Raw genomic sequence first — 12,994 nt, 5'->3', positions numbered from 1 at the left:
AAGACATGTCGATTGGCCTTACGAGCCGAGCTTCTTGCGCAGATAGGCCTCGGCCATCGCCACGAGCCCGTAGAAGACCAGGCCGAAGGCGCACAGCACCACGATCGCCGCGAAGATCAGCTCGGTCTCGGCCTGCGCCGATGCGAACAGGATGAGGTATCCCAGGCCCGCCTGCGAGGTGACGAACTCGCCCACGATGATGCCGATGATGGAGAAAGTGGTGGCGATCTTCATGCCGCTGAACATGTAGGGAATGGCGAAAGGCACCCGCACGTCGCGGAACACCTGCCACTCGCTCGCCCTCAGCGCCTTGCACAGACGCAGCAGATCGCGGTCGACATTGTCGAGACCGGCGAGCGTGGCCACCACGACCGGAAAGAAGCTGATGAAAATCGAGAACGCGACCCGCGATTCCGAGCCGATGCCCAGCCACACGATGAACAGCGGGGCCAGCGCAATCTTGGGAATGAGCTGGAAGAAGACGACATTGGGATAGAGCGCCTCGCGCACCACTGTGGATGCGCTGAGCAGGCCCGCCAGAAGAACGCCGAGCAGCGAGGAGATAAGGAAAGCCACCAGGCTCTCCGTAACTGTCGGAATGGCGTGCTGCAGGATGAGCGGGAAGAACAGCTCGACGAGCTTGTCCGCGATTGCCGACGGGGCCGGCAGCAGGACCGCCGGAATGGCGAGGATACGGACCGTGGCTTCCCAGAAGGCAATGAGGAGAAGGGCCGTCAGCGTCGGCAGGAGGATCGCCCGCATCACCGGGTCGAGCTTCCAGCCGAGAGGCACGGCGGTGCCCGGCTGTATCAGGGGATTGTGAGTGGTTGACATAGCAGTTTCCCGCGCTTGGGTTCCATGCTCAGAATAGAGGTGCGGCACGTGCCGCCCTGGCGAGGCTGTCATCCCTGTCGCCGGGGCGGCGCCTTACGCCGCGCCGGCTCAGGATTCGCCAAGATAGGCGGCAAACTCGGACGTGTTCTCCTTCACTTTCGCCCACTCTTCGGGCGTCAGCTTCACATTCCCGACAAAGCGGTTGGTCACCAGGGTTGCCGGATCGGGACGCACCGCATCCTTGGGGGCGCCGAACTCCATGATCAGGTCGATCATGCCCGGTATCTTGTCGAGGTCCGACCAGCCGAGGCTGTTCTCGATCGCCTCCGGCCGCTGCGTGGCAAGCTGCGTCAGGCCCTGGGCGATGCGCGCGCTTTCCATGCCGCCCCTGGTCAGGCCCACTTCGGGCATGACCTTGGCGAACAGCTCGAGCGAGGATTGCGGCTCGCGCAAGGTATGGGCGTAACACCCCAGCACACTGTCGACGACCTTCTGGCACAGCTCCGGGTTCTTCTCGACGATTTCGGGCCGCGTGACGATCTGGCCGGCATAGAGTTCCACCCCGTAGCGGCTCCACGGCAGGAAGCGGGGCCGTTCGCCCATCGCAGCGATCAGCGGGATCGAACTGGTGCCGACGGCGGTGGTGGCGTCCACCTGCTTGTCGATCAGCGCCCGCTCGATGACCTTGCTGTCGACCTGCACCAGCGACACCTTGCTCATGTCGATGCCGGCGTTCTTGGCAAAAGCCGGCCAGAAGGGCGATTCCGCCGAGGTCGGCACGGTGCCGAGCTTCTTCCCCTCCAGGTCCTTGGGCGTCTTGATCGGCGAATCCGCGCGCAAGGCGATGCCCATGATGGGGTCGTAATAGACGGTCGCGATCACCACGATCGGAAGCTGGCGGGCGGCGGCCAGGAAATTGCCGCCGGCAAAGACCATGCCGAAATCGAACTGGCCGCTGGCCACGGCCTGCGCAGCCGCCACGGAACCGAAGCCGCGCGCCACGCTCATGTCGATGTTGTGCTTGGCGAATACGCCGATCTCCTTGCCGATCATAGGCCAGTAGCTCGACCCGTTGGGGATCCAGGGCAGCGTGAACTTGACCTGCTCCTGTGCGGTGGCCCGGCCGACGAGCGACGAGCTGAACGGCAGCGAGGCAGCCGCGGCGACCCCGAACTTCAAGGCTGATCGACGTGTGATATTGCGAGTCTCCGACATTCCTTTTCCTCCCTTTGGAATGCATCACTCTGTGATGTGCGGTTTGACTTCTCCTATGCGGCTGTGCTCCCGAACAGACGCAGGAAACGGGCCTTCAGCACCGCCAGCAGGATCTGAAGCGGGCGCAATTCCCCGGCGCTGGCCGGCGGCGGCATTGCGGCCACGGGGGCCTGCGGATCCTGTGTCTTTGCCGCGGCGACGGCCGCGAAACGCTGACGCAGATTGGCGGTGAACTGCTGGGTTATCTGGGCGGCGATCTCGTTGATCAGCGCCCCCTTGCCGAATTGCGCCAGCGGGCCCGAAAGCACCACGCCCGCGACGATCGAGGTGGTGGTGGACTTGCCGCCGTCGGTCGGTTCAAGCTCATAGTCGAGCTTGATCTGCACGCGCGAGCCGCTGTTCTTGTCTGCGCCGGCCCCCTCGACCGAGCCCTTGTAGCCGGCTTCGTCACGTACGACCTTGCCACGGCCGCCAAAAGCGGCGCTGATCGGGCCGATCCGCGTGCGCATCAGGCCCTCGATCTCGCTCTGGTCGTCCGAAACCGAGACGATCTCGGCGCCGGGCACGCAGGACGCGACAAGGCGGATGTCGCTCAAGGCGGTCCAGACCGTCGCGATATCCTGCTCGACTGTGAATTTCTGACGGATTTCCATGTTCGACTCGCCTCCTAGCTTTCCGAGGTGCAGGAAGATGCGCGGCTTGCGGCGACGGCGCTCACGGCCGCAACGATGCCGGTGTAGCCGGTGCAGCGGCAGATGTTTCCGCTCATGGCGGTGCGCAGTTCCTCTTCGGAAAGCTGCGGGTTGCGCGCCACCACCTCACGCGCGGAGATCAGCATTCCGGGCGTGCAGAAGCCGCATTGCAGACCGTGATTGCAGTGGAAGGCATCCTTCAACTGCGTGGTCAGTTCATCCTCGCCGAGCCCTTCCAGCGTCGTTACCTCGGCGCCGTCGCAAGCGACGGCAAGAGCGATGCAGGAGCGGGCGATGCGCCCGTCGATCAGGATGGTGCAGGCACCGCACACACCGTGTTCGCAACCGAGGTGGATGCTGGTGCATCCGCAACCCGGCGAGCGCAGCAGGTCCGCCAGCGAGGTGCGGGGCTCGACATCGACCGTGACCGGCTTGCCGTTGAGGGTGAGGGAAATCTTCATCATTGCACCAATGCCGATTGTGCCGCGCGCAGAAGGGTCGTTTCGCAAAGCTTCATTTCGCAACTGTCCTGGTCGCGACCCGCTGCCTCGAGATCGAGGCGGATCGCCTCGCGCAAATTTCCTTCAAGCTGGGCGGACCACGTCCCAGCGCCCTGCATCCCGGCGGCCATGCGCGCCATCTCCAGCGGGCCGCGATTGACGGCGCCCAGCACCACGCTGCTGCGGCCCCGGTCCGGATCGAGGACGACCGATGCCGTCGTCATCGGATATTCGCCCGCCTTATGGATAACCTTGTAGTAGCCCCAGCGCGCGCTGCGGCCGAGCTTCGGCACGCGGATGGCGGCAAGGATGTCGTGCTCACCCAGCGCGGTCGAATAGGGGCCGAGGAACATGTCGGAGCCGGCCACGCGGCGCTCGCCCGCCGCTCCCCGGATGACGAAGCTGGCACCCAGCGCCATGACCACGGTGATCCAGTCCGCCGAGGGATCGGCCAGCGACAGGCTGCCGCCGATAGTTCCACGGTTGCGAACGGCGCGGTAGGCGATGCGGCCGGCGACGTGGTGCATCATGCCCCTTGCCGGGTCGGGCACTTTGCCGTCCTCGAATTCGCCATGGCGCACGCAGGCACCGAAAGTGACGCCCTCCGCATCCTCCTCGACACCACGCAATTCCTCCAGTCCCGATATGTCGACCAAGCGCAGCACGGGACTGAGCCGCAGGTTGAGCATCGGCACCAGCGACTGGCCGCCGGCAAGCACGCGCGCGCCCCACTCGAATTCCGAAAGGGCCGCGACCGCTTCGCCGAGATCGCGCGGCCGCACATAATCGAAAGGCGCCGGCTTCATGGCCTGTCTCCCTTCGCGGCCCGCTCGATCGCCTTCAGGATGCGGCGCGGCGTCACCGGCGTTTCGTTGATCTCGACCCCGAGCCCGTGGAGGGCATCGTTGACCGCGTTGACGATCGCCGCCGGCGCCCCGATCGCTCCCCCCTCGCCCATGCCCTTGATGCCGTAGCGGGTGAAGGGCGACGGCGAGACGATATGGGAGATGCGGGCGCTCGGCACTTCCGTGAATCCGGGCAGCAGGTAGTCCAGGAACGTCGAGGCCAATGGCTGGCCGGTTTCGTCGTAGGGGCTCTCCTCCAGCAGCGCGTTGCCGATGCCCTGGGCCAGGCCCCCCTGGATCTGGCCATCGACGATCATCGGGTTCACGATGGTGCCGCAGTCGTGCACGATCACGTAGTCGAGGATCTTGACCAAGCCGGTATTGGCGTCGACGCAGACCACCACGGCATGGGTCGCGTAGGAGAAGGCGCCGGTTCCCGATTCCGGCTGAAAGGTGGTGGTGACCGACAGGCCGGGCTCCTCGCCAGGCGGCAGGTCCTGCGCATGGCGGAATGCGGCGCGCGTGACCTCCGAAAGCGGCACCCGGCGCTGGCCGTGAACCACGGCTCCGTCCTCGAGCGTGACCTTGTCGGTGGTGGTCTGCAGGAAGTGGGCGCCGATGCGCTTGACCTTTTCCGCCAGCATCTGGGTGGCGCGGCCGACGGCGCCGCCGGCCATGACCATGCTGCGTGACGCGAACGTGCCGAGGCCGTAGGGCGAAACGGCCGTATCGCCGTGGCGCACCACCACATCGGCCGGATCGACGCCGAGTTCTGTCGCGGCGACCTGCGCCAGCGTGGTTTCCAGTCCCTGGCCGTGGTTCTGAATCGCGACTTCCAGGATGAGCTTTCCGTCGGGGGTGAAACGGGCCGTGGCCGCCTCGTAGCCGAACACCTCGGTCAGGTTGCGCGACAGCCATTCATTGGTGCCGTGCGCGGTCTGCTCCGTATAGCTTGCCAAGCCGAGCCCGATGTAGAGCCCGTCCTTGCCGTTGTCCTTCTGCCGTGCCCGCACTCCCGGCACGTCGACCATCTCGGCAGCCCGCCGCACGCTTTCGGGGAAGTCGCCGCTGTCATAGAGCTTACCGGCGATGGTCAGGAAAGGCATCTGCCCGGGCAGCACCATGTTGTCGATGCGCACCTCGTGCGGCTCCCGCCCCACGGCCCGCGCCAGCTCGTCCATCATCCGCTCGAGCGCGAAACAGGCGCCGGGCCGGCCGACCCCGCGATAAGGGCCCAGCGGCGGCTTGTTGCTCATGACGGTGATGCCGCGCCCGCGATAGGCATCCATCCGGTAAGGCCCCGGCATGATGCCGGCCGACATGTTGGCCTCCATGGCACAGGACCAGGGCCAGATCGAATAGGCGCCGGCATCGACGATGACTTCGCTTTCCAGCCCCAGGATGCGCCCTTGCGCGTCCGCATGCAGCTTCATGCGGTAGTGGTGCTCGCGCGCCTGCGGCGAGGCGGTCAGATGCTCGCGCCGGTCCTCGATCCAGCGCACCGGGTGATCGACGATTCGGGCAAGGGCCGCGATCGCGATCTCCTCGGCCTGGAGATTGTTCTTCACGCCGAAACCACCGCCGACATCCGGGGCGACGACGCGCAGCTTGTTCTCCTCGACCCCGATCAGGGGCGCCAGGACCGTGCGGATGATATGCGGCTGCTGGGTCGAACTGTAGACGACCAGCTCATCGAGCCGGCGATCATGATGGGCCAGCACGCCGCGCCCTTCGAGCGAGACGACGCATTGGCGATGCATGTGCAGGTCACGCTCGATGGTGACGACCGCCGCGCGCTCGGCCTGGGCCATGTCGCCATTGCCGGGCGTGGAGACGAAGCAGACATTGTCGGGCCAGCCGTCATGGATCGACGGCGCGCTTCCGTCGGCCGCCTTGAGCATATCGGTCACCACCGGAAGCTCTTCGAAGTCGACGAAGATCTGCTGCGCGATGTCTTCGGCTTCCGCCCGCGTCGGCGCGATGCACATGGCGATGGGTTCGCCGACGAAGCGGACGACGCCATCGGCGAGCGGCGGGAAATCCGAGCCCCGGAAGCCGGGCGCATTCAGCACGGCCCGCACCGGGCGCACATCCCCGAGGTCCGACAGCAGGAAAACCCGCGAGCGCACCTCCTCCGGAATCTCGATGGAACGGATGCGGCCATGGGCGATGGGCGAGCGGAAGAACGCGACCTCCATGGTGCCGTAAAGATTGAGATCGGCCAGATATTCGCCGTGGCCGGCAAGGAAGCGCGCATCCTCGTTGCGCAGCAGCCGGGCGCCGATGCCCCGCGGGCCGAACCGGGCAGCGTCATCACCCGCATCGGCATAAGCCTGAGCTCCGGGCTGCGCGGAAAGCGCCAAATTCGACTGTGCCACTTTGAGCCCTCCCTGCTCTCGTATAGAAATATATTTACGACAGTATACTATTTGTCAAGCCAGCAATTGCCCAAGGCACTCGTTTCCGGTTTCACACCGGGTGTCAGCTTCAGGCTTCGGAAGGCATTCTCGACAAGGAGCGGCTTGACGCGCAGGCGGCGCGGTCCCTAGCGCGAGCAGGTTCCGCGCTACGATGTCCAGAAGGTGAAATGGGAGGACGGCAGTGCCCAAGGCGACCGGCCGCCCTCCCGATCATGGCAGGCCGGCCGGTGCCGGCCTGCCGGGATCAGGCGTTTAGCGGACGATGTACACGACCCTGCGGGAACTCGGGTCCACGAGCACCGGCTGGCCGTTCACATAGACGTAGCGATAGTCATAGTCCGGCACTTCGCGCAGCTCCACGGTCTCGGGCAGGCCGGCGCCCACCACCACTTCGCCGTCGAGATAGACCGGCTCGACCTCATGGGTGGTGACATATTCCCGAACCGGCTGCGGCGGGTCGATGACCGTGCCGGTCGCGCCGCCGGCGATGGTGCCCGCCGCGCCGCCCACGGCAGCCCCGACCGGGCCGCCGACGATGGCGCCGGCTACGGCCCCGGTGGCACCGCCGACCAGCGCCCCGGCGTCTCCGCCACCCGGATCAGGCGGGGTGACCACCGTCACGCCGGAATCCGCCGGCCGCTCCGTGAGCACCACGACATCGCCGTTGAAATCAGCGGTAAGATAGTCGGAAAAGACCCATCCGTCGCCCTGGCTGGTCATGACCGAGCACCATTTGCTGTTCTCCAGGCATCCTTTCAGATCGGCCGCCTGCCCGGCACCGATCATCCCGACCACCGGATATTGTGGCCCGGGCCCTGCCCGCACGTTCAGATCGGTGGTGGCGGTGACGGACGATTGCGCCACTGCCGCAGCAGACAGGGCAATCGTCAGGATCGAGGATGCAACTATCGTTCGCATGGTTACTGTTCTCCGTTGTCCCTCGGGGCCAACAACGGAGCTGCGCAGGGCCGGGTTCCCTTTTTGCAAACCGTGATGTCGCGGGGGACCGGTTTCAGCACTGGCCGACGGCAGATGGCGCACCCTGTGACCGGCGCATCAAGCAATTGAAATTACGACCTGTTTTACAAATCAGCCTGCGGCAGCATGGCCTGCACGGCGGTGACCGCGATCATGTAATAGACGTCATCGGCGTTGCAGCCGCGCGAGAGGTCATTAGCCGGCTTCGCAAGCCCCTGCAGGATCGGGCCGATGGCGTCGGCCCCGCCGATGCGCTGGGCGATCTTGTAGCCGATATTGGCGGCGTCGAGATTGGGGAAGACGAAGACGTTGGCCTGGCCGTGCAGGGTGGAGTTGGGGGCCTTGGCGGCACTGACCGCCTCCACGAAGGCGGCGTCGAACTGCAATTCACCGTCGATGACGAGATCGGGCATCGCGGCGCGGGCCAGCCTTGTCGCCTCGACCACCTTCTTCACCCGCTCATGGGTGGCGCTGCCGCCGGTTGAGAAGGACAGCATGGCCACCCGCGCCGGCTGATCGATCAGCGCCTCGCAGGAGCGGGCCGACATCATGGCGATGTCGGCAAGCTCGGCGGCGTCGGGATCGACGACGAGGCCGCAATCGGCGAACACGAAGGCACCCTTCTTCACGTGATGCGGCTGGCACAGCATCATCAGGAAGAAGGACGAGACGATGCCGACGCCTGGCGCCCGGCCGATGATCTGGAGTGCGGCACGCACCGTGTCGGCGGTGGTGGCGACGGCTCCGCCCACCGTGCCGTCGGCCTCGCCTTCGCGCACCATCATGGCGGCGAAGACCAGCGGCGCGCGCACCGCTGCGGCCGCTGCCTCTGCCTCCACGCCCTTTGCCTTGCGCAATTGGTGACAGGCCGCGGCGAAGCGCGGCGTCAGCGTCGAGGTTTCTGGGTCTTCGATGCGAAAACGGCCGGGATCGGCTCCGAGCTGCGCCAGTCTCGCCTCGACCGCCGCGCGGCCGCCGACCAGGATGATGTCGGCGATGCCGTCGTTCACGGCGCGGATGGCGGCCTCGACGATGCGCGGGTCCTCCCCCTCCGACAGAACGATGCGCTTGCGAGTCCGTTTCGCGGCTTCGAGGAGGCGTTCCAGCGGTTTCATCACACATGTCCCAGATAATAGATGCCGGCGAGGATGAAGAGGCCGATGAAGATGGTCTCGGCGACGATCAGCGCCACCGCATCGCCGCCCACGTCGAGCACCCGGCGCAGCGACGTCTTCATGCCCACGGCGACGATGCCGGCCAGAAGCGCCCAGCGCGACGCATCGGCTCCGATGCCGGAGACGGCATCGGGAACCAGCCCGAAGGAATTCATGGCCGCGAGCGCCAGGAAGGCGAGCACGAAGCCCGGCAGCAAGGGCGGGCGCGCGGACTTGGCCGCGGCGGGGTCGGCGCCGGCGCCTTCGCCCTGCCCGACATTGCGGGTGGCGAGCGCGAACACGATCACCACCGGCGCCAGCATGGTCACGCGGATCAGCTTGACCAGCGTCGCCGTCTCGCCCGCTTCCGACGACACGGAAAAGCCCGCGCCCACCACCTGCGCCACGTCATGGATGGTGCCGCCGAAGAAGATGCCGGTGGCGCGTGCGTCGAGGCCCATCGTCTGGGCCAGGATCGGATAGAAGATCATGGCGATGGTCGACAGCACCGTGACCGACAGCACGGTGAAGATCAGATTGCGTTCGGAGAACTCATTCTTGGGCAGCACCGCGGCGATGGCCATGGCGGCCGACGCGCCGCAGATCGCCACCGCGCCGCTGGTCAGCAGCGCCAGCCGCCAGCCCCGCCCCAGCAGCCGGGCAGCGACCAGCCCGAAGCCGACCGTCGCCGCGATCGCCAGCACCAGAAGCAGGATGGTGGAAGCGCCCAGTCCCATCAGCAACTCGACGCTGATACGCATGCCGAGCAGCGCCACGCCCAGCCTCAGCACCGTGCGCGCGCACAAATCGATGCCGGGCTTGCAACGCCCCTCTTCCGAAAGGAAGTGAAAGGCGATCCCCAGCAGCAGCGCCATCAGCATGGCCGGGGCGCCGTAGTGGTCCGACAGGAACTGCGCCGCGATGGCGACTGCCACCACCACGGCCACGCCGGGCCACAGGGTGCCGAACATCGCGGGCAGGCCCTGGAAGCGCCGTTGCGTCTGCGCCATGCTCATGCTGGTCTCTCCCGAGATCGATGCCGGACCGCTAGTTACCGGAAGGACGGCGCCCGGCTTTTCCCCGGCCTCGAAAGGCCGGGGAACCTATCGCCGCGGTCAGATTGGCTGCTGGGGCTTCATGTCGGCCTTTGTGATGCCGGCGACGGGGACGGGCTTCTTCATGGCGTCGCGGCGGAAGGGCTCGCCGAGCTCCTGGTTGAGCACCACCTCGACGAAGGTGGTGATGCCCCTGGCCTGCTCCTCGCAGGCGGTGCGGATGGCATCGGTCACCTTCTGCGGCGTGTCGGCCACGACCCCCTTGAAGCCGCAGGCCTCCGCCACCTTCGCGTAGCTGAAGTTGCGGTTCAGCTCGGTGCCCACGAAGTTGTTGTCGTACCACAGCGTGGTGTTGCGCTTTTCCGCGCCCCACTGGTAGTTGCGGAACACCACCATGGTGATCGCCGGCCACTCCTCGCGCCCGATCGAGGTCATCTCGTTCATCGAGATGCCGAAGGCCCCGTCGCCGGCAAAGCCCACCACCGGCACGTCCGGGCAGCCGATCTTGGCCCCGATGATCGACGGGAAGGCATAGCCGCACGGCCCGAACATGCCCGGCGCCAGATATTTGCGCCCCTCCCCGAACGACGGATAGGCGTTGCCGATGGCGCAGTTGTTGCCGATGTCGGTCGACATGATGGCGTTCTTGGGCATGCCCGCCTGGATCGCCCGCCATGCCTGGCGCGGCGACATCAGGCCCTTGTCGCGGGCCCGCGCCTCCTCGTTCCAGCTGGTGCCCGGATCGTCGTCCTCATGGTCCATCGACGACAGAAGCTGCAGCCAGGCCGAGCGGGTCTGGTGGATCGCCGCCTTGCGCGCCTCGCGCCCCGCATCGCCCGCCGTCGCCGAAAGCTGCTCCAGGATCTGGCGCGCCACCTGCTTCGCATCCCCGCAGATGCCGACGCTGATCTTCTTGGTCAGCCCGATGCGGTCGGGGTTGATGTCGACCTGGATGATCTTCGCTTCCTTCGGCCAGTAGTCGATGCCGTAGCCGGGCAGCGTCGAGAACGGGTTGAGGCGGGTGCCGAGCGCCAGCACCACGTCGGCCTTCGCGATCAGCTCCATGGCCGCCTTGGAACCGTTGTAGCCGAGCGGACCCACCGCAAGGCGATGCTCGCCGGGAAAGGCGTCATTGTGCTGGTAGCCGCAGCACACCGGCGCGTCGAGCCGCTCGGCAAGGGCGACGGAATCCGCGATCGCCCCGCCGATGACCACGCCCGCGCCGTTGAGGATGACCGGGAACTTCGCCTCCGACAGAAGCTTCGCCGCCGCCGCGATCGCCTCGCTGCCGCCGGCCGGCCGCTCCAGCCGCACGATCTGCGGCAGCTCCACGTCGATGACATGGGTCCAGTAGTCGCGCGGGATGTTGATCTGGGCCGGCGCGCTCGCCCGCCAGGCCTTCTCGATCACCCGGTTGAGCACCTCGGGAATGCGCGCGGGATCGCGCACCTCCTCCTGGTAGCACACCATGTCCTCGAACACCGCCATCTGCGGCACCTCCTGGAAGCCGCCCTGGCCCATGGTGCGGTTGGCCGCCTGCGGCGTCACCAGCACCATCGGCGTGTGGTTCCAGTAGGCCGTCTTGATCGCCGTCACGAAGCCGGTCACGCCCGGTCCGTTCTGGGCGATCGCCATCGACATCTTGCCCGTCGCGCGCGCATAGCCGTCCGCGATCAGACCCGCATTGGTCTCGTGCGCACAGTCCCAGAACGTGATCCCCGCCTTCGGAAACAGGTCCGAAACCGGCATCATCGCTGAACCGATGATCCCGAACGCATGCTCGATCCCATGCAGCTGCAAGACCTTAACAAACGCTTCTTCCGTCGTCATCTTCATCGTCGTCGTTCCTTTCCTTTTACTGGGTGAAGCACCGGGATCCGGCGATCACAACAATTCGTCCCTGAGGTAATACCAGCGGTACATGGCGCGCTGGCCGATGCGCCGGAATGGCGTCAGAAGGCCGTGGTGCGGCAGCGCCGAGGTGAAGATGGGCAGGTCGAGCCCGCCACCCTTGCCGGCGATCATCTGCGCCAGGCGGCGGCCGGCCTGGGCCGAATACATCACGCCGTTGCCGCCATAGCCCATGGCGTAGAAGACGCTCTGCGCCGGATCGGGCTGCGCGATGCGCGGCATCATGTCGTGGCTGACGTCGACCCAGCCCCACCAGGAATAGTCGATCTGCACGCCCTTCAACGACGGGAACTTGCGGTGCATGCCAGCAAGCAGCAGGTCGAGATGCTTCTGGTTGGCCGCGTCCGCGCCGGTGATGGCGCTGCGCGAGCCGATCTGGAAGCGGTTGTCGGGCATCAGCCGGTAGTAGTGGCGCAAGGTGCGGGTGTCGGTCAGCGGGATCTTCGCCTTGAAGTTCAGCGCCGCGACCTCGGCATCGCTCAGCGGCCGGGTGACGATGGAGTTCGACAGCACCGGCATCAGCCTGTGCTTGGTCAGCGGATGCAGGCCGGGCGATGTGTAGCCGGCGGTGGCGAAGGCCACGGCCCGCGCCCGCACCGTGCCGCCCGGCGTCGCCAGATAGTGCACGCCGTTGCGATGGGTGTAGCCGATCACCGGGCTGTCGGTGTGAACCTTGGCCCCGAGCTTGCGCGCCAGCCTCAGATAGCCGAAGGCCAGCCTGCCGGCATGGACGCCGATGCCGTCCGGCTCCAGCATGGCGCCCTTCGCCTCCTCGTCGCGGACGAAGTCGCGGTGGATCTCGTCGCGGCCGAGAATGCGGGTCGGATAGCCGAACACCTCGTTGAGCAGCTTCGATTCCTTCTCCAGCGCCGGCATCATCTTGTCGCGATGGGCGATGTAGAGGTGGCCGCCATCCTGCGGCAGGCAGTCGATCTCGGGCTCGGCGATCAGCGAGCGGAACAGGTCGAAGCCCTCGGCGATTTCCTTGTGCAGCTTCTTCGCCACCTCGACGCCCCAGCGCTCGATCCATTGCGAACGCTTCAGCCGGCCGGCGGAAATCTGCGCCTGCCCGCCATTGCGGGTCGAGCAGCCCCAGGCCACGCCGTTGGCCTCCAGAACCGTGGCCTTGATGCCGTGCTCGCGCGCCAGGTGAATGGCGCAGGACAGGCCCGTATAGCCGGAGCCGACGACGACGACGTCGACATCCATGTCGGCCTTCACGGGCCCATCGTCGGCAGGCGGCTCGTCGGCAGTGCCGATCCAGTAGGTCGGCGCGTAGTCGCGTCCGTGGCCCGGATCGGGCGCCACCACCGGATCATAGTTCGGATCGTAGGGCTTGCGGGCCCGATTGCGTTCGATTGCCTGATGTTCCATGGCTCGGTTCCTCCGT

General features: G+C 66.5%; 11 protein-coding genes. All 11 read right to left on the bottom strand.

Annotated elements, in window-relative coordinates; all coding sequences use genetic code 11:
• Window positions 1-18: 18 nt before the first annotated feature.
• The gene (locus ACVCNR_RS11990; protein WP_354199721.1) at window positions 19-834 is read right to left on the bottom strand and encodes an ABC transporter permease; all 816 of its coding nucleotides are present in this window, start codon (window positions 832-834) and stop codon (window positions 19-21) included.
• Between the two features lie 108 nt (window positions 835-942).
• Window positions 943-2,049 (bottom strand): ABC transporter substrate-binding protein, encoded by a 1,107-nt coding sequence (locus ACVCNR_RS11985; RefSeq protein WP_447074967.1) that lies wholly within the window; start codon window positions 2,047-2,049, stop codon window positions 943-945.
• 53 nt (window positions 2,050-2,102) lie between these two features.
• On the bottom strand, window positions 2,103-2,702 hold the full coding sequence (locus ACVCNR_RS11980) for an SRPBCC family protein (protein WP_447074965.1): 600 nt from the start codon (window positions 2,700-2,702) through the stop codon (window positions 2,103-2,105).
• Between the two features lie 14 nt (window positions 2,703-2,716).
• Window positions 2,717-3,205, bottom strand: a complete 489-nt coding sequence (locus ACVCNR_RS11975) for a (2Fe-2S)-binding protein (protein ID WP_354199718.1) — start codon at window positions 3,203-3,205, stop codon at window positions 2,717-2,719.
• Window positions 3,202-4,047, bottom strand: coding sequence for an FAD binding domain-containing protein (locus ACVCNR_RS11970; protein ID WP_447074963.1), 846 nt, complete (start codon window positions 4,045-4,047; stop codon window positions 3,202-3,204). The genes ACVCNR_RS11975 and ACVCNR_RS11970 overlap by 4 nt, the downstream gene beginning before the upstream one ends.
• Entirely contained in the window at window positions 4,044-6,464 is a 2,421-nt protein-coding gene (locus tag ACVCNR_RS11965) for a xanthine dehydrogenase family protein molybdopterin-binding subunit (RefSeq protein WP_447074962.1), read from the bottom strand. The genes ACVCNR_RS11970 and ACVCNR_RS11965 overlap by 4 nt, the downstream gene beginning before the upstream one ends.
• Before the next feature lie 294 nt (window positions 6,465-6,758).
• Complete coding sequence (locus ACVCNR_RS11960; protein WP_354199715.1) at window positions 6,759-7,424, bottom strand: DUF1236 domain-containing protein; 666 nt, start codon at window positions 7,422-7,424, stop codon at window positions 6,759-6,761.
• 164 nt (window positions 7,425-7,588) lie between these two features.
• Window positions 7,589-8,599 carry a phosphate acetyltransferase gene (pta, locus tag ACVCNR_RS11955; protein WP_447074961.1) on the bottom strand — a complete coding sequence of 337 codons (1,011 nt, stop codon included), beginning with the start codon at window positions 8,597-8,599 and terminating at the stop codon, window positions 7,589-7,591.
• Window positions 8,599-9,648, bottom strand: coding sequence for a YeiH family protein (locus ACVCNR_RS11950; RefSeq protein WP_447075686.1), 1,050 nt, complete (start codon window positions 9,646-9,648; stop codon window positions 8,599-8,601). Before ACVCNR_RS11950 ends, pta begins: the two co-directional genes overlap by 1 nt.
• 105 nt (window positions 9,649-9,753) lie before the next feature.
• The gene (xsc, locus tag ACVCNR_RS11945) at window positions 9,754-11,529 is read right to left on the bottom strand and encodes a sulfoacetaldehyde acetyltransferase (protein WP_447074960.1); all 1,776 of its coding nucleotides are present in this window, start codon (window positions 11,527-11,529) and stop codon (window positions 9,754-9,756) included.
• Window positions 11,530-11,577: 48 nt separating this feature from the next.
• On the bottom strand, window positions 11,578-12,978 hold the full coding sequence (locus ACVCNR_RS11940; RefSeq protein WP_447074959.1) for an NAD(P)/FAD-dependent oxidoreductase: 1,401 nt from the start codon (window positions 12,976-12,978) through the stop codon (window positions 11,578-11,580).
• Window positions 12,979-12,994: the final 16 nt, after the last annotated feature.

Source organism: Aquamicrobium terrae (assembly GCF_052978165.1).
The sequence above is the reverse complement of the archived record's forward strand: the minus strand, read 5'-3'. Positions and strand labels throughout refer to the sequence as shown.